Source organism: Bradyrhizobium sp. Arg816 (genome assembly GCF_029989365.1).
Classification (GTDB): domain Bacteria; phylum Pseudomonadota; class Alphaproteobacteria; order Rhizobiales; family Xanthobacteraceae; genus Bradyrhizobium.
Window position 1 is genome coordinate 22,687 of the sequence record NZ_JAPRAQ010000009.1, and the last position, 19,751, is coordinate 42,437.

The 19,751-nt window shown below is 64.2% G+C and carries 19 protein-coding genes and 1 tRNA gene; 9 read left to right on the plus strand and 11 right to left on the minus strand.

The window, feature by feature from the left end; all coding sequences use genetic code 11:
• Positions 1-186: 186 nt before the first annotated feature.
• Positions 187-1,983, minus strand: a complete 1,797-nt coding sequence (locus tag OWC48_RS22170) for an adenylate/guanylate cyclase domain-containing protein (protein WP_282521860.1) — start codon at positions 1,981-1,983, stop codon at positions 187-189.
• Between the two features lie 225 nt (positions 1,984-2,208).
• Here OWC48_RS22170 and OWC48_RS22175 point away from each other — a divergent pair, with 225 nt between their 5' ends.
• Together OWC48_RS22175 and OWC48_RS22180 are read left to right on the plus strand one after the other, a co-directional pair.
• A complete protein-coding gene (locus OWC48_RS22175; RefSeq protein WP_282521861.1) occupies positions 2,209-2,841 on the plus strand; it encodes a LysE family translocator in 633 nt (210 codons plus the stop codon).
• A gap of 66 nt (positions 2,842-2,907) precedes the next feature.
• Entirely contained in the window at positions 2,908-3,318 is a 411-nt protein-coding gene (locus tag OWC48_RS22180; protein ID WP_282521862.1) for a GFA family protein, read from the plus strand.
• A 3-nt stretch (positions 3,319-3,321) separates the two neighbouring features.
• Here the strand turns inward: OWC48_RS22180 and OWC48_RS22185 are convergent, their stop codons facing one another.
• Complete coding sequence (locus OWC48_RS22185; RefSeq protein ID WP_282521863.1) at positions 3,322-4,074, minus strand: sulfite exporter TauE/SafE family protein; 753 nt, start codon at positions 4,072-4,074, stop codon at positions 3,322-3,324.
• A 92-nt stretch (positions 4,075-4,166) separates the two neighbouring features.
• Between OWC48_RS22185 and OWC48_RS22190 the strand changes: the two genes are divergently transcribed.
• Positions 4,167-5,057, plus strand: a complete 891-nt coding sequence (locus OWC48_RS22190) for a LysR substrate-binding domain-containing protein (RefSeq protein ID WP_028148086.1) — start codon at positions 4,167-4,169, stop codon at positions 5,055-5,057.
• A gap of 224 nt (positions 5,058-5,281) precedes the next feature.
• Here OWC48_RS22190 and OWC48_RS22195 read toward each other — a convergent pair whose 3' ends face one another.
• The 3 genes from OWC48_RS22195 to OWC48_RS22205 form a co-directional block, all read right to left on the minus strand.
• On the minus strand, positions 5,282-6,259 hold the full coding sequence (locus OWC48_RS22195) for a tripartite tricarboxylate transporter substrate binding protein (RefSeq protein ID WP_282521864.1): 978 nt from the start codon (positions 6,257-6,259) through the stop codon (positions 5,282-5,284).
• A gap of 22 nt (positions 6,260-6,281) precedes the next feature.
• Positions 6,282-7,064 carry a histidinol-phosphatase gene (hisN, locus tag OWC48_RS22200; RefSeq protein ID WP_282521865.1) on the minus strand — a complete coding sequence of 261 codons (783 nt, stop codon included), beginning with the start codon at positions 7,062-7,064 and terminating at the stop codon, positions 6,282-6,284.
• 547 nt (positions 7,065-7,611) lie between these two features.
• Positions 7,612-8,502 (minus strand): N-formylglutamate amidohydrolase, encoded by an 891-nt coding sequence (locus OWC48_RS22205; protein WP_282521866.1) that lies wholly within the window; start codon positions 8,500-8,502, stop codon positions 7,612-7,614.
• Between the two features lie 328 nt (positions 8,503-8,830).
• On the opposite strand from OWC48_RS22205, the gene cpdR reads away from it, so the two are divergent.
• On the plus strand, positions 8,831-9,190 hold the full coding sequence (gene cpdR / locus OWC48_RS22210; RefSeq protein ID WP_007597092.1) for a cell cycle two-component system response regulator CpdR: 360 nt from the start codon (positions 8,831-8,833) through the stop codon (positions 9,188-9,190).
• 74 nt (positions 9,191-9,264) lie between these two features.
• Positions 9,265-9,339, plus strand: a tRNA-Val gene (locus OWC48_RS22215).
• Positions 9,340-9,555: 216 nt separating this feature from the next.
• On the opposite strand, the gene OWC48_RS22220 is transcribed toward OWC48_RS22215, so the two are convergent.
• A complete protein-coding gene (locus tag OWC48_RS22220) occupies positions 9,556-10,080 on the minus strand; it encodes a DUF4440 domain-containing protein (protein WP_282521867.1) in 525 nt (174 codons plus the stop codon).
• Positions 10,081-10,241: 161 nt separating this feature from the next.
• Positions 10,242-11,543 carry a heme-binding protein gene (locus OWC48_RS22225; protein ID WP_282521868.1) on the minus strand — a complete coding sequence of 434 codons (1,302 nt, stop codon included), beginning with the start codon at positions 11,541-11,543 and terminating at the stop codon, positions 10,242-10,244.
• A 505-nt stretch (positions 11,544-12,048) separates the two neighbouring features.
• Between OWC48_RS22225 and OWC48_RS22230 the strand changes: the two genes are divergently transcribed.
• Positions 12,049-12,534, plus strand: coding sequence for an L-2-amino-thiazoline-4-carboxylic acid hydrolase (locus OWC48_RS22230; protein ID WP_282521869.1), 486 nt, complete (start codon positions 12,049-12,051; stop codon positions 12,532-12,534).
• 11 nt (positions 12,535-12,545) lie between these two features.
• The gene (locus OWC48_RS22235; RefSeq protein ID WP_282521870.1) at positions 12,546-12,791 is read left to right on the plus strand and encodes a hypothetical protein; all 246 of its coding nucleotides are present in this window, start codon (positions 12,546-12,548) and stop codon (positions 12,789-12,791) included.
• 111 nt (positions 12,792-12,902) lie between these two features.
• On the opposite strand, the gene OWC48_RS22240 is transcribed toward OWC48_RS22235, so the two are convergent.
• Complete coding sequence (locus OWC48_RS22240; protein WP_282521871.1) at positions 12,903-13,355, minus strand: NUDIX hydrolase; 453 nt, start codon at positions 13,353-13,355, stop codon at positions 12,903-12,905.
• Between the two features lie 231 nt (positions 13,356-13,586).
• Here OWC48_RS22240 and OWC48_RS22245 point away from each other — a divergent pair, with 231 nt between their 5' ends.
• Complete coding sequence (locus tag OWC48_RS22245) at positions 13,587-14,009, plus strand: RidA family protein (protein WP_282521872.1); 423 nt, start codon at positions 13,587-13,589, stop codon at positions 14,007-14,009.
• A gap of 9 nt (positions 14,010-14,018) precedes the next feature.
• Here the strand turns inward: OWC48_RS22245 and OWC48_RS22250 are convergent, their stop codons facing one another.
• On the minus strand, positions 14,019-15,110 hold the full coding sequence (locus OWC48_RS22250) for an enolase C-terminal domain-like protein (RefSeq protein ID WP_282521873.1): 1,092 nt from the start codon (positions 15,108-15,110) through the stop codon (positions 14,019-14,021).
• A gap of 195 nt (positions 15,111-15,305) precedes the next feature.
• Here OWC48_RS22250 and OWC48_RS22255 point away from each other — a divergent pair, with 195 nt between their 5' ends.
• Positions 15,306-16,868, plus strand: coding sequence for an adenylate/guanylate cyclase domain-containing protein (locus OWC48_RS22255; protein ID WP_282521874.1), 1,563 nt, complete (start codon positions 15,306-15,308; stop codon positions 16,866-16,868).
• A gap of 268 nt (positions 16,869-17,136) precedes the next feature.
• Here the strand turns inward: OWC48_RS22255 and OWC48_RS22260 are convergent, their stop codons facing one another.
• Entirely contained in the window at positions 17,137-18,360 is a 1,224-nt protein-coding gene (locus OWC48_RS22260) for an ABC transporter substrate-binding protein (protein WP_282521875.1), read from the minus strand.
• 319 nt (positions 18,361-18,679) lie between these two features.
• Complete coding sequence (locus OWC48_RS22265; protein ID WP_282521876.1) at positions 18,680-19,612, minus strand: alpha/beta hydrolase; 933 nt, start codon at positions 19,610-19,612, stop codon at positions 18,680-18,682.
• Positions 19,613-19,751: the final 139 nt, after the last annotated feature.

Genomic DNA, 19,751 nt, shown 5'->3' on the forward strand with positions numbered 1-19,751 from the left:
AAAATCCTGAAAACAGCGAATCGTGAAATGAAGACGCGCCGATCAAGCGCGGAAAGTCCTAACAAACCGACAGCAACCTATACTACTTCAGCGTGTAAAGAAGTGTGGCTGAATTCACGGTCCTGTCAATAAAAGTCGGCCCGCGGTTTGCGAAGGGACCGGGTCGGGACCGAGAAGGCCCGCCTGTCAGGACTCGGCCGCGCGTTTGACGTCGCTTTGCACCAGGGTCAGCTTGCCGAGCGGCACGCCCGCGTTCAGAAGTCCCTCGCGGTAATGGGCAAGGTCCTCGGGCCGCTTCCAGTGGAAATTGCGCAAGTGACGATCGACATTCAGTGTCGGGTAGTTGCGCATCAGCACGCCGACGGCCTCGCCCGCCTCATCGTCCCGGCCCAACTGTGCCAACGCCGCGGCACGGATCGCCAGCGCCTGCATGTGGTTCGGGTTGATGTAGAGCTGCTCGCGGGCCCAGGACAGGGTCGCGTCGTATTGCCCCAGCAGATAATGGCTGAAGGCGTTCAGCGCGGCCCATTGGTAGCGCGGATCGCTGTTGTCGCGCTGTGCGGCCATCGAGAACAGCTCGATCGCCTCGCGGTGCTCGCCGATGACGAAATGGCAGATGCCGAGCACGCCGCGTGCGCCGTTGTCGTAGGGATTGAGCGCGACCGCGCGCTTGGCGGCGTCCATCGCGGCCTCGTAATGCGCCTCCATGGCATGCGCCCAGGACAGGATCGAGAAGGCGAAGGAGGAGCGCGGGTCGAGCCGGACGCTGGTCTCGGCGAGGGCCATCGCCTCGGCCCACATCTCGCGCGTGCCCTTGACCCACCCGAACTGGATGCTCTGGATCTGGATCGTGGCGAGATAGGCGTGCGCGATCGACAGTTTGGGGTCGAGGCTGATGGCTTCGCGGAACAGGCCGACGGCGGTGGCCAGGTCTTCCTTGGTCTGCCGGTAGTAGTGCGACAGCCCCTTGAGGAAGCGGTCCCAGGCGGTCACGTCGGTGGAGAGCCGCGCCGGCGCCGAGGCCTCGGCACGAACGATCTCGGTGGCGATGGCGGCGGACAGATTGGTGGTGATCTCGTCCTGCATCGCGAACAGGTCGCCGATGTCGCGGTCGTAGCGGCCGGTCCAGAGCTGCTCGCCGGTCTCCGGCGCGATCAGCTCGGCGGTGACGCGGATCTTGGCTCCGGCGCGCCGCACCGAGCCCTGGATCAGATAGGTGGCATCGATCTCGCGCGCGATCAGGCGGGTGCCGGTGTTCTTGCCCTTGAACGCGAAGGTCGAGTTGCGGCTCAGCACACGATAGAAGGATTGCAGCGACAGCGCGTGGATCAGATCCTCGGTGAGGCCGTCGGAGAAATATTCGTCCTGGGCGTCGCTGAGATTGGCGAAGGGCAGCACGCCGACGATCGCCGTGCGGTACTGCTGCGACAGCGCCGACGCCTCCCGGAGCTCGGGCGCGAGCGCCGGCGCACCCTCGGGCATCCAGGTCCAGACCCCGACCGGGTCCTTGATGTTCTTGAAGCGATGGTTGCCGGCATCGACCAGCAGCGCGGTCAGGTGTTTGCTCGCCTCCCGGTAGGCCTTGGCCGAGATGGCGAAGCCGCCGGGGCTCGCCACCGATTCGAGGCGGACGGCAATGTTGACGTCGTCACCGAATACCTCGTCCTCGTCGGCGATGACGTCGCCCATGTGGATGCCGAGGCGAAACTGCATGGCGCGCTCGGCGGGCAGGTGATGGTTGCGCTCCGCCATCAGCGTCTGCATCGCGATCGCGGCCTCGACGGCGCCGACGATGCTCGCGAACTCCAGCAGGAAGCCGTCGCCGGTGTTTTTGACGACGCGGCCGCCATGGTTGAGGATGATGGGATGGATCGCGCTGCGATGGGCCTTGAAGGCGGCATGGGTGCCGGCCTCGTCGCTGCCCATCATGCGCGAATAGCCGGCGACATCGGCGCAGACGATGGCGGCCAGACGTCTTTCCATAGTCCGGAGCTCCAAGAGACTTGGACGGGACCGATGACCGGCCACGGCGTGGCAGTCGCCTCGAATCCCGCATTGCCAAGAACCCAGCCTTTATAAAGCAGATAAGGCCGAGCGAAAGCATCATCCGCATTGCAAATTTGAGGTAAATTCCCCGCAATTCTGGCGATGGACGGCGGCGGCCGGACCGAATAAGCCCGCCTTTCAGGGCTGACGGGGGCACCTCACATGCTGGGCATTCACGAAATCTGGCTCTTCATCCTGTCGGGCATATTGCTCAACATCACGCCCGGCCCGGACTCGGTCTACGTGATCGGCCGCAGCATGCAGATGGGCTGGCGGGGCGGTGCCGCGGCCGCGCTCGGCATCAGTTTCGGCTGCTTTTTCCACGTCGCGGGCGCGGCAATCGGCCTTTCGGCCCTGCTGATGGCCTCATCGACCGCCTTCTCGATCCTGAAGCTGGTCGGCGCGGCCTATCTCGTCGTGACAGGACTTCAGATGCTGTGGTCGCGCCCGGCGCTGGCCGCAGTCATCGACGAGCCGGTGCGCAGCCCGCTGCGGCGGGTCTTCCTCCAGGGCGTCTTCACCAACGCGCTCAATCCCAAGGTCGCGCTGTTCTTCCTGGCCTTCCTGCCGCAATTCGTCGCAGCCGATTCCCTGCACAAGCCGCTCGCCTTCCTGACGCTCGGCTTGATCTTCATTTTTACGGGAACGTTGTGGTGCCTGGTGCTGGCGGCGTTCGCGGCAAGGGCCGCCCATCGCTTGCGGAGCTCCGAGGGCGCGATCGCCTGGGTCAACCGCGCCCTCGGCGGCCTCTTCATCTATCTCGGCATCCGCGTCGCCATGCTGGAGACGCGATAACTCGTTCGAACGAATGATGGTTACAGCACGCAGTCGGCCCGATAGAGGCTGCGCGGGGAGGTTTCAATGGTTCGTGGAAGCTGTCTGTGCGGTACCGTGCGTTTCGAGGTCGATCAGGTGCGCGCGCTGACGCATTGTCATTGCGCCAATTGCCGCAAGCTGACCGGTGCCGCCTTCGCCACCTACGCCCATGTCGATGCCGACAAGTTTCGCTTTGTTGCCGGCGAGGACATGACGGTGGCTTACGAATCCGCACCGGGGAGCTTCCGCCATCGCTGCAAGACCTGCGGTTGCCTGACGCCGGGCAAGGCGAGCTATCTGCCGACCGTCAGCATTCCCGCCGGCCTGCTCGATGACGATCCCGATGTCAGGCCCCGCCTCCACGTCTTCACCTCGTCGCGCGCGCCGTGGTGGACGATCCAGGACGATCTGCCCCAGCACGAAAAATGGGTGCCGGGTTACGAGCCCAAATCTTAAGCCTCAGGCGAACTCCTTCAGCAGTGCACTGCCCGCGAGATAAACGCCGAGCAAAATCATCGCGATCAGGAACCAGCGGCGAAACGCTTCCGCCGGCATCCGCGCCCGCACCAACTGGCCGACGAACATGCCGGCAAAGGCCATGGCCATGCCCACGGCGCCCGGCACGGCGTTCGCCGGCGTCAGCAAGCCGCCGGCGGTGAGATTGAAGGCGAGCGCCAGCGTCGCCGTCGTGAAGAACACGCCGAGCGCCTGCACCAGCTCGTCCTTCTCCATGCCGATCGCCTGCATGAACGGCATCGACGGGATCACCTGCACGCCTGTCGAGGCCGAGATCACGCCGGTGATCACGCCGACCACGCCGCCGGCCCATTTCTCGTTCTGGGGCGCGACGCGGAACTCGAATTTGCTGAGCCCGATGATCGCGTAGATCACGAGCAGGATTCCGAGCACGATCGTGCCGTAACGGGCATGGGGACCGGTCAGCGCGCCGGCATTGAGCCAGCATCCGATCACGGTGCCGATCATCAGCGGCCACAGCCGCCTCAGGATGTCGCGCAGATAGGGGCCGGAGAAGGTCTGCCAGATATTGGTGACGATGGCGGGCACGATCACGATGGCGATCGCGCGGCTCGGCGCCATGCTCACCGCGAGCAGGCCCATGGACACGGTCGGCAGGCCGAGCCCGACCACGCCCTTGACGAATCCGGCGATCAGGAAGACGGCGGCGATGAGGATGAGGAGCGGGTCGATCATATCTTGCACATTGACCGAAGCCGCGCGCGGGCACAATCTGGAGGTTACGGAGACAGTCTTCGTTCTTGGCGGAGGCTGAGGAGAATCCAGCCATGCGCTTCGACCTCGTCGACCTCCAGCTGTTCATCGCGGTCGCCGACCAGCGCAGCATCACCCGCGGCGCCGAGCGATCGAATCTCGCCTTGGCCTCTGCCAGCGCGCGCATAAAAGGGCTCGAGGACGCGCTCGGCGTCGCGCTGCTCAAGCGCGGGCGGCGCGGTGTCGAGCTGACTGCGGCGGGCGAGAGCCTGCTCGACCATGCGCGGGTCGTGATGCACCAGGTCGACGCCATGCGCGGCGATCTCGCCGGCTTTGCCAGCGGCGTGCGCGCGAGCGTGCATTTTCTCGTCAACACCTCGGGGCTGTCGGAGCATCTGCCGAAGGCGCTGGCGGGCTTCCTGCGCGAGCATCGCGACGTCGCCATCGACATCGAGGAGCGCGAGAGCACCGATATCGCGGCAGCGATCACCGCCGGTGCCGCCGATCTCGGCTTTGCCGCCGAGCACGCGCTGCCCGACCATATCGAGCGCTTCGTCTTCAGCGAAGACCACCTGACATTGGTGACGTCGCGGCGCGGCCCGTTCGCGGGCCGTCGCCAGATCGATTTTCAGGAGACGGCCGCTTGTGATTTTGTCGGGCTCACCAGTGCCACTGCGCTCCAGATGCACATTTCGAAGCACGCCGCCCGGCTCGGCATGCGTCCGCATTACCGTGCGCGTCTGCGCGATTTCGACGCGATCTGCCAGATGGTCGCCGCTGACGTCGGCATCGCCCTGGTGCCGATATCCGCCGCCCGCCGCTGCGCCAAGCTGATGCCGCTGGCCATGGTCCGCCTGCGCGATGCCTTCGCCAACCGCAAGCTCGTGATCTGCGCACGCAGCTTCAAGGCGCTGCCAAGGCCGGCCAAGATGCTGGTGGAGCATTTGCGGGCGGCGGCGGTGTGAGGGCGGCTTTTTGGATGTGAGCCTACGCTGCGGCTGTGCGCACAACTGCGCTCCCTCCCCCCTTGCGGGGGAGGGCGGGGGAGAGGGGTGGCCCAGGAAAAGGTACCTCTGTCGCGAAGAAGAGAGATCGATGGAGTCCCCGTGTGAACCCCTCTCCCTAGCCCTCCCCCGCAAGGGGGAGGGAACGCACCTGTCGCGTTGTGAGGCCGTTCGCCTACCGCGCGCTACTTCGCCGTCTCGACCCCGGCGTCCTTGATCACCTTCGCCCACTTCTTGGTCTCGTCCGCGATGAAGCTGCGAAAATGCTCCGGCTCGTCGCCGATCAGCGTCGCGCCTTGGGCGGCGAGCTTTTCCTTGACCGCGGGATCCGCCATGGCCTTCGTCGCCAGGCCATGCAGCGCGGTGACGATCTCCTTCGGCGTGCCCTTGGGCGCCACCATGCCGTACCAGTTCTCGATGCGAAGATCAGCAAAGCCCGCTTCCGCGGTGGTCGGCACGTCGGGCGCGGTCGCGGAGCGCTCGGCCGAGCCGACCGCGATCGGCTTCAACGCGCCGGCCTTGACCTGCGGCAGCAGCACCGGAAGATCCAGGAAGGTCATCTGCACCTGCTGGCCCAAGAGATCGTTCACCGCGGGAGCTGCACCACGATAGGGCACGTGGACGATGTCGATCTTCGCCGTCAGCTTGAACAATTCGCCGGCGAGGTGCGGCAGGCTGCCGGGGCCGGAAGAGGCGAAATTGAGCTTTCCGGGCTGCGCCTTGGCGAGCGCAATCAGCTCGCCGATATCCTTGGCGGGCACGTTGGTGGCGACGACCAGCATTTCCGGCACGGTCGCAACCAGCGTCACCGGCGCGAGGTCGCTCGAAGTGTCGTAGGCGACCCGCTCCATGCTCGGGCTGATCGCGAGCGCGCCGGCTGAGGAGATGGCGATGGTGTAGCCGTCGGGCGCGGCCTTCGAGACGGCGTCGGTGCCGAGCACGCCGCCCTGGCCGCCGCGGTTGTCGATCAGCACCGGCTGCCCTGATAGCTCCGACATGCGCTGGCCGATCACCCGCGCGATGATGTCGTTGGGACCGCCGGCCGGGAACGGCACGATCAGCTTGATCGGTTTTGCGGGAAAATTCTGCGCCGATGCCAATGACGGCAGCAGCAGGACCAATCCCAAGAACAATTCAACGAGCAGCCTGCGTGAAATGGTCATGCAAGCCTCCCGCTCGCGATTGTTATTGGTTGAGCAGTTTCAGTGCTTCTTCGTGAACTCTGGCGTCGCCGGCCGCGATGATGCGGCCGCCGCCCTGCGCCGGCTTGCCTTCCCAGGTGGTGACGACGCCGCCGGCGCCGGTCACGATCGGGATCAGGGCCGCGATGTCGTAAGGCTTCAACTCGGTCTCGACCACGAGATCGACGTGACCGGCCGCCAGCATGCAATAGGAGTAGCAGTCGCCGCCGTAGCGCGACAGCCGCGCGCCCTGTTCGATGCGGCTGAAGATGGCGCGGTCGCGCTCGTTCATCAGCAGCGGGCTGGTGGTGTAGCTTGTTGCTTCCGACAGCGCGGCGCAGCGGCGGACCTGGAGCCGGCGCTCGCCGGACGGGCCTTTATACGTGGCCGAGCCGTTGTCGCCGGAGAAGCGCTCGCCGATGAAGGGCTGGTGCATCATGCCGTACACCGGCGCGCCCTTGTGCAGCAGCGCGATCAGCGTGCCCCAGATCGGAAAGCCGCCGATGAAGGATTTCGTGCCGTCGATGGGGTCGAGCACCCAGACATAATCGGCGTCCTCGCGCTCATTGCCGAATTCCTCGCCGACGATGCCGTGCTGGGGGAAGCTCGCCTTGATCAGCCGGCGCATCACCGCCTCCGCGGCGCGGTCGGCCTCCGTCACGGGGTCGAAATCCTTGGTCTTGCTCTTATCGTCGATCGACAGCGAGGTGCGGAAGAACGGCAGGATGGTTTCGCCGGACGCGGTGGCGAGCCGTCCGATGAAGGCTGAGAAGTCGATCACCGTCACGGCGCATCCTCAAAACGAAAGTCGGGTGAAGCTCGCTCTTGCCTAGCTCAATTCGCTTCTCGCGTGCAGCGTTGAGTTGATTTGCACCCTGGTATTTTGGATGCCGCAACCGGTTGCCACATCCCAGTCATATGCTGGCCAAATATCGATCACAGAGTTGAAAACTTAGTTCCGAGCATGCCTTGTTCGTATGCAAACGGTTATCAACCCATTGAATTTCCTTATCAAAGAAACTGAATCTGGGTTTCGCTATAAGCAAATGAGCCATGTGCATATTGCATGGGAAACGGCTCAAAAGGCCTTGCACTTTGTGCGCCGCGGCCGCATATTGTTGCGGTGCGGTAGCGCTCTGCGTTACCGCTGCCCTCCTTGGGCGTTTCCTCCCTAGACTTGGGCCGCTTCTTCATCAGAAGCGGCCCTTTTTTCTTTGAGCCTCGATCTTCACTTCGAGCGCGCGAAAACGCGAAGCGAAGATTCGGCGCACGATACGCTGGCAGCTTGATCTGATGTTTGATCGGCGACGCGATCGCGCGGCGACGGCTCGCGTCTATTCGGCCGCGGCCTGGAACGGGCCGAGATCGCCGAACGGGATCGTCGTCGCCAGCACGTCGGCGAGCACGCCGAAGTCGTTTGCCACTTGCGCAAAGCGCGGACTGCGCTCGCGCCGCCGCTCGTCCATGTAGATCGCGCGGTTGAGCTCGAGCTGCACCGCGTGCAGGCCGCTTGCGGGGTTGCCGTAATGCTCGGTGATGAAGCCGCCGGCATAGGGCTTGTTGCGGCCGATCGAATAGCCGAGGCCGCCCATGGTCTCCTCGACCCTGTCCGGCAGCAGCGGCGTGCAGCTCGTGCCGTAGCGGTCGCCGATCACGATGTCGGGCCGCCGCGGCTCGTCCCTGCTGACGCCGACCGAGGGCATCGAGTGGCAGTCGACCAGCACCACGGTGCCGAACATCTGGTGCACCTTGTTGATCAGCCGGCGCAGCGCGCGATGATAGGGCTTGTACAGCGTCTCGATCCGCGCCAGCGCATCGTCGACCAGGATGCGTTCGCGGTAGATTTCCTGACCGTCGCCGACCACGCGCGGGATGGTGCCTAACCCGCCGGCGACCCGCATCGAGCGGGTATTGGCAAAGCTCGGCAGCCGGCCGGTGAACATGCGGGGATCGAGCTCATAGGGCTCGCGATTGACGTCGACATAGGAGCGGGGAAAGTTGACCCGTACGGTCGGAAAGCCGCGCTCGCTCAAATGGCCGATCAGCTCGTCCATGAAGGAATCTTCGGACCGCCGCAGCGTCGTCAGGTCGATCCTGGAGGCGCTGAGGAATTCGTCCGGATAGGTCGAGCCGGAATGGGGCGAGTTGAAGATGACAGGCGCGCGCCATTGCGCGGGCTCCACGATCTCGAAGGCGGGCGACACGTCGCCGTCAAACCGGGTCATCTTCTCAGGCTTCGTCCCTTCGCGCCGCGGGATCCGGGTCTCGGATCAATTGATTCGGCCGGTGGAGCGGCTCTTATGTGTCGTCATTGTCTGGAATCGCAACCATTCTGCCAAGCGAAAAGATGTGATCGGCGCTGGAACATGTCTTAACCGTGTGGGCAGGGAAGCGGGGATACGCCGGCGCGGCTCGATTGATTCGTGCCGCATTCGGGTTCACAAGTGACCGGCAGCGCAGCCAGCCCAGGGTAAAGATTTTCACCCCAAATTTACCCTCTGTCGGGCTTAGTAACCTCTGCTGATATCCTCTGGGGATTTGACGTTTCCTGCCATGCCCAAAATCCTGCTCGCCGAAGACGACAACGACATGCGCCGTTTCCTGGTCAAGGCGCTGGAAAACGCTGGTTTTCAGGTCTCGTCCCACGACAACGGCATGGCCGCCTATCAGCGGCTCCGGGAAGAGCCGTTCGAGATGCTGCTGACCGACATCGTGATGCCGGAGATGGACGGCATCGAGCTCGCCCGCCGGGCCTCGGAACTCGACCCCGACATCAAGATCATGTTCATCACCGGCTTCGCCGCGGTCGCCCTGAACTCGGATTCGGACGCCCCCAAGAACGCCAAGGTGCTGTCCAAACCCGTGCATCTGCGCGAATTGGTCAGCGAAGTGAACAAGATGCTGGCGGCCTAAATCGGCTCCCTTCGGTCCTTGCACCGGCTCCCCTGAGCCGTTATAGGGACCCGACCCGATCTAGACGATATCTAGGGCGCGTAGCTCAGCGGGAGAGCACTACCTTGACATGGTAGGGGTCACAGGTTCGATCCCTGTCGCGCCCACCATCCTTCGCTCGCAAAGCGAGAGAAGGATGCCACGCCGAAGCCCAAAGGGCGCAGGCGGGCTGCCCGCCACGAGCTTCGGCAAGGCAAGCCCAACAATCCGAAATTGCGAAGCGAACGTGTAGCCCGGATGGAGCGAAGCGCAATCCGGGGTGTATCCTCTCCGACGCCGTCCCGGATTACGCTGCGCTCCATCCGGGCTACGATTCTCGATCGCGGCTATTTCAGTTCCGTGTTCGCGACCGGCAGGACGGAGGCGACTGACCAGCCGTTCGCATCCCGCACGTAGGTCTGGCTGATCAGAAACGTATTCTGTTGGGCTGGCTTGCCGGGAAGGCCGCGCGTGAAGACGATGGGAACGAGGACCTGCATGACCTCGTTCGAGATCACGGCGACGTGGAATTTCGACATGTCGGGTTCGAGGTGCCAGGTGCCCTCGTAATAGCCCTTGAAGCGGTCCGCGACCGCATCTCGGCCTCTTGTCTCGATGCCTCTCGCAAACAACAGCGTGCCGGGCGAATTCCACAGCATGGCCTTCACATCGTCCGCGTTGTGCGCATTCTGCGCGGCAATGAACTTTTCGAAGATGGCTCGTGCCGCCGCATCATCTGCCGCGGCCAGCGCCGGTCCGGCCGACCAGGCCGTCGCCGCGAGAAACAGCGCTGCGGCAATTGCCGCAAGATGACGGCGCCGCGCAAACGGCCGTAGCCTGATCGAGCCTCGAGACATCTTGGAAGGGGGCATGTTCATCTCTCTTTTGGATGACAATGATCATACCATTGTTCGTCTCGCCGGCTTTTCAGGATCGCGCGAGCGGCGGTCACCGTTGCATCACGGATGCGTTGGTTCAGGCCACGTCCCGATGCCGCGGAACGTGGCGCTTCGTCGTCACACCGCCATCCGCCTCACGTCAGCGGCAACAGATGATCCGGGATCGGCACGGGTGCGGCCGGCACCAGCGATGCGACCGAGACGTGCGGCCAGGTCAGCCCGGCGAAATCCAGCATGACCTTCTGTGAATACTGGATCTGCGTCGTCGCCACCCTGACGTGGCCGCCCTTGAATCCCTTGTTGGGCACGAACGGGATTGCGGCGACAAAGCTCGGAACCAGCGGCACGTTGCTTCTCTGGCGCGGTTGCAGGATCACCGGCGGCGTTCCCGGCGGCAGGGCCGGCACGTCGATGTCGTAAACCACCGTCTCGATCCAGAACACCGCGTCCATCTGGAAGGCGTTGGCGTTGGCGCTCCCGCCGCCTGGCGGCGGATTGGGCTGCCCCTCGAGGAATGCGATATTCGCGGTGCCGCCCGCGAAGTTCGGCGCGGTGGGATGAGGTCCAGGCGAGGGAATGGCCGGCAGCGGTCCGTCGGACAGCGGCGTGCCGGGCTTCGTGGATGTCTCGATGACGATGGTCTGCGTGATGGTCTGATGCGCGATCTGATTGCGCAGCACCGTGTTCGGATCGGTGATCATGGCCTGGGTGAGCCTGCCGGAGGCGATCAGCGCGGTCAGATCCTGAGGCAGCCTGCGAGTCGTGTTGTTGGTCGCGGTCTGGTTCTGGAATGTGATCTTGTTGCCCGGATTGCCGCCGACGAACGGGGTGATGTCGATCGCCGCGATGGTTGGCTTGCCGGCGACCGGAGCCAGCGCGGTGCCTTGCGCAGTGATCGTCGTGCCGTGCGGGATCGATGCCATGCGCGCAACGGTGAACGGCTCGTTCGGAATGGTGGTGGCGGGCACCGCCAACCAGATGCCGGGTTCGAAGTGAATGCCCACGGGCTCCTGCGTGGTGACGTCGCGGATGGTCTGCAGATAGGGCACGCCGTTCAGGAATGCGTCCCTCTGCTGGTTGGAGCCGCGATTGGGGATCGAGCCGAGGCTGGGTTCGAAGGAGAGCGTCTCGTCGGTGAGATTGAGCTCCAGCACGTTGTCGTCGGGATCGGTCGTGTTGACTGGTCCCGGCATCGGTGTCGGCGTGATCTTGCTCTCCGGCCGGAAGATCGTGTTGAAACCCCTACCCGTGAACGTGCCCTTGAAGGCCGCAAGCGGACCGAGGGGCGACGGCAGGGTGACCGGCGGGGGAGCTGCCGCTGCCGCTGCGGCGGCCGCCGCCGGCCGTGCGGCAGCCCTGAATGCTTCATCGACCTCGTGGATGGAGAAATTCGCGGTCTTGGTGAATGCACTGGTGAGTGGTTTGGGCTCGTCCATGGTGATCCCTCGCGATGCTGCAACTGTCGATGCCGGCATTTCCCCGGGCCGGCTGTCCGGGCAGGTGAGTCCTGGCAGGTGAGTCCTGCGCTATTGCGCCTCGTGATCCCGATCGCGTCTCGTGATCCCGATCGCGTCTCGTGATCTGCCCGATGCCGGGCATGACAACATCGTTCACGCGCGCTCATGCGCGCGTGCCGACTACGTGCATCGATCGGGCTTACGTTGTTGGTCGGGCCGGATACTGAACGGATCTGCGTGAATCGATCGTGATTTTCAACTTGCGGTTCGAGCAAATGTGCGGTCGCGAAATTGGCGAGCCCTGCGAACTGGCCGAAGCATTGCTTCCTTCTCCGTGCTCGAAAATGAGATCATCAAAATGAATGTCGGGCGCCTGGCCGGCTTCGGTTATACTGGACCATCATACAACCTTAAGATGGTCGCAAATGTGTGCCAGGTCACAGGGCCAAAGAGTCGCAGCAACGAGAGACGAGCGAGGCTGCCCATGAGCGTTTCCGTCATCGAGCAAGCAAAAATCCAGGCGCAGGTGCTGGTGCCGCTGGTCAAGGCATTGCAGGCCGAACTCGGCGAGGCGCGCGCCAACGCGCTGGTGCGCAAGGCGCTCGGCGATCTCTATCGCGGCTTCGGTGAGGCGTTCTGGAAAACGAAGAACGAGACCGAGAACAAGACCGATCTCGGCAAGGCCGTGTCGTCGGCGTTCAAGACCTATGCCCGCGACGATGCCCTCGCCTATGACGTCGTAGCGCAGACCGAAGACACCTTCGCGTTCGACGTGACGCGATGCGCCTATGCCGAGTTCTACAAGGCGTTGGGCGAACCGGAGCTCGGCTTCCTCCTGGTCTGCACCGCCGATTTCGCGACCGCGGACGGGTTTGGTCCCGACGTCAGGCTCACGCGCACGCAGACCATCATGCAAGGCGCCAGCCATTGCGATTTTCGCTACCGGCGCGAGGCCGGGGGATCACGGTGAAGGGGACACAAATGATGCGGGTAAGCTGCCTTGCCATGGCAATGCTGGCGCTGATGGCGTCATGCGCCGATGCGGCGATCGTCGACTGGCAGGCCGAGCTCCAGCGCTGCCGCGTGCTGCGGCAGAACGTGGCGCCACTGCTTCAGGCCGGCGAGGGGATATCAGCCGTCGGCCGCTCCAACAGATCCGTCCGCCGTTGCATCTGGATCCAGCGCATGGCGGTGCGCAAGAAGATCCCCGGCGCGGAGGTTTGGTAGCACTCCGTCATTGCGAGCGCAGCGATGCAATCCAGAATCTTTCCACGGTGATAGCCTGGATTGCTTCGCTGCGCTCGCAATGACGATGTGGAGGGAGCGACGTCCTCAGGTCTATCTCCCGCGCAGCAAGCCCTTCAGTCCCGCCGGATAAAGGCTCGGCCCACCCTCCACGTCGAGCTCCGCAAGATCGAACCAGCGTGCGACGATCTCTTCGCCGTTATCCTCGCGGAAATCGATGCGGTCCTGGCCGCTGAACGCGCCGTCTGGAAGCGCGACCTCCGCGATGAACATCACCTCGTGCCCGGTCGATCCCTCGTGCACAAAAATGTTCTCCATCACCAGCGGCTCGCCGATGATCGTGATGTCCATGCCGAGCTCTTCGTTGAATTCGCGCACCAGCGCAGTCCGCCAGCTCTCGCCGAATTCGATCTCCCCGCCGAGCGGCCTGACGCCCTTGATCCGTCCTGCATCGTCACGCACCTCGGCCGCGAGCAGCCGCCCGCCCCGCCAGTGCAGGCCGATCGCGACGACGCGGACGTGAGGGTGGGGCCGCCATGTGGACATGGGGGCATCGTTATCGCGCCCGCCGCCGCTGCGCAATGCGCGGTGGCGAGACCTTGTCGGGCTGGATGCGCACCGCCTTCGGCATGCAAATGCTTCGCAGCCTTGATCCGTGACTCTCCGCCTGCCATTGTCCGGTCATCCATTACGGCGACGAGCCTGGTGAGATGCAATTTGCGGCGTTCGGCGAAACGTGTCGCTTCGCCGGACGTGACGAGAAGGCAGGTTTCCGAGATGAGCAGCGTGAACAAGCCCGGTGGCAACTATTTGCCGGTGATCATCCATAGTGGAATTGCGTATGTCAGTGGTCAGCTGCCGCGTCGCGGCGAAGACCTGCTGTATGCGGGCAAGGTCGGCGCAAATGTCGATATCGCGGCCGCGCAGGAGGCCGCTGCTCTCTGCGCCGATCTCTGCATTTCGGCTGTCAATCACGCAACAGGCGGAGAGGACAGGATCGTCCAGGTCCTGCAGCTCGTTGGATACATTGCTTCAGCACCTGGATTTACCCAGCAGTCGCAAGTCATGAATGGGGCCTCCGACCGGCTGATCGAGCGCTTGGGGGATCGCGGTCGTCACACGCGCACGTCTGTCGGCGTCGCCGAGTTGCCGCGGGGCGCTCCCGTCGAGCTGAGTATGATTGCCGCTGTTCGGTCGTAAGAGGCGGTCTTATCCGGCGAGATACTTCTTCACCGCCGCCTCATCCCACGCAATCCCGTTGCCGGGCTCCTCGCCCGGCAGGGCAAAGCCGTCCTTGATCTGCAATCGTGTCGCCAGCACCGCGTCGGCCCAGTCGACATATTCCAGCCAATGCGCGGTCGGCGTCACGCAGAGCAAATGCGCGCTGACCTCCGAGAACAGATGCGTCGACATCTCGATGCCGGCGGCATGTGCGAGCGCGGCGGCGCGGAGCCAGCCGGTGACGCCGCCGATGCGCTGGACGTCGGGCATCACGTAGTCGCAGGCTTCCGCGGACAGCGCTGATTGCATCGAGAAGGCGCTGTCAAAATTCTCGCCGATCTGGACCGGCGTGCGGAGCGCATCGGCAATGCGGGCGCAGCCGGCATAGTCGTCGTGGCGGATCGGCTCCTCGATCCAGGTCAGCCCTTCGTCGTCGAGCATCTCGCCGCGGCGGATCGCTTCGGTGACCGTCAGAGCCTGGTTGTAGTCGCACATCAGCGTGACCTGATCGCCGACGGCCTTGCGCACCGCGCGCACCACGGCGAGATCCTCCCGCGCATCGGGCCGGCCGACGCGGATCTTTGCGGCGTGAAAACCTTCGGCCAGCAGCTTGTGGGCTTCGTCCACCGCGGCGCCCGCCGGCATGATGCCGAGCCCCTTCGAATTGTAGGCCCTGACCGGCTTCGGCGCGCCGCCGAGCAGGCGCGTGAGCGGCAGGCCTTTGCTGCGCGCCAGCGCGTCCCATGCCGCCATGTCGATGCCGGATTGCGCCAGCCGCTGCAGGCCGGCGAGGCCGAGCAGGGTGAAGCGCTGGGTCAGCTTGCGCTCGATCTCGAACGGCAGCAGCTCGTCGCCGGCGACGAGCTCTGACATTTCCGTGACCATCGCCGTCAGCGGCTTCAAGGCCGACGGCGTGATCGAGAACAGATAGGCATGTCCCACCGCGCCCTGGTCGGTCTCGCAGTCGATCAGCACCAGCGGCGCCTTTGCGACCGCGCCGGTCGAGGTCTTGAGCGGCAAATTCATCGGCACGATCACGGGGCGCGCGTTGAAGCGCCTGATGCGGATGGTCTCGGTCATATGGAGTATCTCCCGGCGGAGTGAATGCAGGTTAATGTCGATCTTAAACATTCGCCATGAAACGAAAAGCCATTTGCTGCGACCCACCATGAAATGGGGTTGCGCGGCCTCGCACTTGCGGGCTCTGTGCCGCCGCAAGCTCTTGCCGCGAATTCCAGGGATTTGCGACAAGATCGCACACGACGGAGCCACAGCGTGAAACAAGAGATCTCCGAAGAACAGCGCAAGAGCGGCATCCTCACGGGGGCCGTGATCGCCTTGCTCCTGCTCGCTTTGCCGCTCGCGGTATGGCTGGACCTGACCGACCTCAGCAAGACCGCGCTGCGCCGGCAGGCCGCCGACCTCAACTCGGTGATCACGAGCGTGCGCAGCTACTATGCGTCCAACGTGGTCGGCCGCATCCTGGCCAACCCTGATGGCACCACCAGGGTCGTGCACAATTACGAATCCGTCCCCGGTGCGATCCCGATCCCGGCGACGCTGTCGCTGGAGCTCGGACGGGTGATCGGCGCGCAGCAGGAGAACATCGCCTACCGCTTCGTCTCGGATTTCCCGTTCCAGAACCGCGCCGCGCACCAGCTCGACAAATTCGAGAAGGACGCGCTCGACGCGCTTCGGAGGGATCCCGAGCAGAAGATCGTCGAGACCGAGACCTCGCTGTTCTCCGACAAGGTCCGGCTGGTCGCGCCCGTCAGGATGGGCCCGGCCTGCGTCAGCTGCCACAACAGCCACCCCGAGAGCCCGAAGAAGGACTGGAAGGTCGGCGATATCAGAGGCATCCAGGAGGTGATCATCGCGCAGCCGATCGCCGCCAACATCTTCTCGTTCAAGTTCCTGCTGGCCTATTTCCTGATCGCCGCGGGCTGCGGCCTGTCGTTCCTCTCGCTCCAGCGCCGCCAGGCCGGCCGCATCAAGGGCATGAACAAGGAGCTCGAATCCGCCAACGACTTCCTGGCTTCGTTGTCGATGAAGATCTCGCGCTACATCCCGCCGCAGGTCTACAAGAGCATCTTCAGCGGGCAGAAGGATGTCACCATCCACACCGAGCGCAAGAAGTTGACGATCTTCTTCTCCGACATCCAGAATTTTACGGCGACCGCGGAGCGGCTTCAGCCGGAATTGTTGACCCAGCTCCTCAACGAATATTTCACCGAGATGTCGGCGATCGCGCATGAATATGGCGGCACCATCGACAAGTTCATCGGCGATGCCATGCTGATCTTCTTCGGCGACCCCGAGACCAGGGGCGACCGTGCGGACGCGCAGGCATGCCTGCAGATGGCCTGGCGCATGCAACAGCGCCTTGCCGAGCTCAATGCGAAGTGGCGCGCCTCCGGCATCGAGCAGCCGTTCCGCTCGCGCATGGGCATCAATTCCGGCTATTGCAATGTCGGCAATTTCGGCAGCAGCGACCGCATGGACTACACCATCATCGGCGCGGAAGCGAACCTCGCCGCGCGCCTGCAATCGATCGCCGAGCCCGGTGGCATCGTGCTGAGCTACGAGACCTTTGCGCTGGTCAGCGACATCGTTCGCGCGCACGCGCTGCCCGCGATCACGATGAAGGGCATCAGCCGCGAAATCATTCCCTATTCGGTCGACGCACTCAACGATGCGGCGGCGGAGCGGAGCGGGGTCATCACCGAGCGCGCGCCCGGCCTCGAGCTCTATCTCGACCCCGCCGTGGTGAAGTCAGGCGATGCGGCGCGGGTGCGCTCGCTACTGGAAAGCGCGCTGGCTTCGCTGAAGCCGGCGTGAGACGGCGCGCGCAGTCTTGCGTGACTCCTCTTGAGAGCGCGCCGTGTGGCACCCCTCTCCCTAACCCTCCCCCGCAAGGGGGGAGGGAACGCATTTGAGCGTGCGGTTGGATTTGGTTCTGTGAACTCATTGAGCTTCTGAGCCCAGCCCTCACGGCGCGGCACACTGCGCTCCCTCCCCCTTGCGGGGGAGGGCGGGGGAGAGGGGGGGCCCAGCAAAAGGTGCGTGCTTGAACGCCGCGCTGCACCAACCCACGTCCACGTGAAGCTTACCGCGCCGCCCCTTCCGTAAACGCCGTCTCGATCACATCGCCAAAAGGTTGCCACGACCTGCCGTCAAACTGCACCAGCCGCATCTGCCTGATCGGCAGGTAGCTGTTCGGCGAGGTGCTCATCCTGATGTTGGGCAAGGCAACGGAGGGCTGCTGATCCCTCAGCGAGGCCGCCTGCCTCATGATGTTCTCGCGCGAAAAATCGTCGCCGCATTGCTTCAGCACCTGCGTCAGCGCTTCGGCTGCGGCGTAGCCATAGAGCGCCGCGGTGTTGTTGGTGCTTTCGACGTGGTGGTACTTGTCCATGAAGGCGAACCAGTCCTTCATGGCGGGGTCGTTCTTCCATGCGGGGTCGCTCGGATCCTTCAGGAAGGCCGCCGAGATCACGCCGGCCGAATTCTCCAGGCCCGCGGGCGCCATCGCGTTGGCGATCGAGGCGGAGGCGTCGTTGACGATGATGACCGGGCGCCATTTGAGTGACGCCGCCAGCTTGATCACCTTGGACGCCGTCGACGGCACGCCGAGAAAGACGAAGATGTCGGCGCCAGCGCGCTTGAGGATCGAGACGTGCCCTTCGAGATGCTCATCGGCAATGTCGAAGGCGATGTCGACGAGGACAAGGCGGTTCAGGTCGCCAAGACCTTCCTGGATGCCCCTGTAGAGCATGCGTCCGAACTGGTCGTTCTGCCAGAGCACCACGATCTTCTTCTTGGGATAATAGGCCTGGATATAGTTGGCATAGATGCGCCCCTCCGACCGGAATGAGGGCTGCCAGCCCATGGTCCAGGGAAACGCCTTGGCCTGGCTCAGCTCCTCGTCGCCGGAGGCGACGAACAGCTGCGGGATTCTCTTCTCGTTCAGGTACCAGCGCGTGGCGATATTGCCGGGCGTGCCGAACGAGCCGAACATCAGGTGCACGTCGTCCTTCTCGACCAGATTGCGCGTCAGCTCCAGCGCGTTGGCCGGATCGGAATTGTCGTCGCGCGTGATGAAGCGGATCTTGCGGCCGTTGATGCCGCCGCGCGCGTTGATCATGTCGAAATAGGCGGCTTCCGCCTGGCCGATGGCGCCGAATTCCGAGAGCGGTCCCGAATACGGCATGACATTGCCGATGCGGATTTCGTCGTCGTTCGCGGGTTGCTCGGCGCGTTGCTCGGACATCGCGCCAAGCGACGCGATAGCGATCATCGAAACGAACAGCATCCTGCCGATGACGCGCATGCTCGATACCTTGATATTGGCCCCTCCAAGAGGTCGGCTCAATCCGCACCAAGTCCGCTTGATCTACGTCAAGCGTTTGTCAAACCTGTGGCTTGATCGCCCGCTTCAAGGCGACGCATCGCAGTCGAACGAAGCGACAGCCGTGTTGACGGGCTCCGGCAGTCTTCTCTGAGAGAGTCCCCGTGTGGCACCCCTCTCCCTAGCCCTCCCCCCTCTTGTCCGCCGTAGCCTTGGCCAAGGCGGATGCGGGGGAGGGCGGGGGAGAGGGGTAGCTCAGCAAAAGGTGCGAGTGGATCGGCACGCCGCCCGCAACGCGCCGCTACGGCAGCCCGCGCGCCTCGAGCTGATGCACCAGCAGCAGCGTCGGTTCGGCGAGGCTGTCGCCGGAGCCGTCGAGGCCGAAGGCGGCGGCGATACCGTCGCGGCTGCGCAGCAGCGCGCTGCGCGGGCAGTGGCCGGCGCCGCACAGCGTCTTCTTCAAGGTCTCGCCCTGCGCCACGAGGCTCGCGGGATCATTCGCGGCCCAAGCCAGCACGATCGGCGCGTCGACGTTGAGGATGCCGGGGAAGACCGACCGCTTGTCATATTGGGTTGCATCAGTGCCGAGATAGGCCTTCTCGCTGTCGTTCGCGTCCTTGCCAGCGCGGTAGATCCCGGACACCAGCACGACGGCCGCGACGTCGGCCCGGTCGGTCTGGAACTCGGGATGCGCCAGCAAGGTGGCGACATGGAAGGCGCCGGCGCCGTAGCCGACCGCGACGATCTCGCGGGCATCGCCATTGAACAGGTCGATATTGCCGTGGACCCAGGACAGCGCCGCCGCGACGTCGGTCGCACCCATCGGCCAGGTTGCCGAGGGCGCAAAGCGATAGCTGACGCGCACGCCGATCATGCCGTTACGCGCGGCAAAGCACATCGCCTGGTCCTGGATCTCGCGGGACAGGTCCGGCGCGCCGCGATCGCCGGTAAAGGTGTCGCCCCCCACGAACAGCAGCACGGGCCGGGGCGTATCCGCCTTGGTCTCGCTGCTGGTGGCGACGTCGAGCACGTTGGCTTCGCTCTCGCCGTAGCGCAGCCCGCGCGAGAAGGAGATCTGCTCGCACAGCCGCGCGGTGCCACCGGCGGTCGTGTCGTTGTCGGTGAGCCCCACCCGGACAAGATCGGACGGCCGTGTGAGCCGCGCCGGCGACGGACCGTGTGCGGAGGCTGCCGTCATGCCCAGGATGAGAAAAAAAGCGAGATAATTCTTCATGTTGGTATGTTGGTGCCGGCCTGCGTGCCCGATATGGGCTCGCGCGTTTGGCCTGTCTTTTCAATTCGCCTTATTAGTTAGTTGGTCTTGAGGCGATTTCACGGCACCCGGTTTCTTGCCCATGTTCTTGCCCATGCGC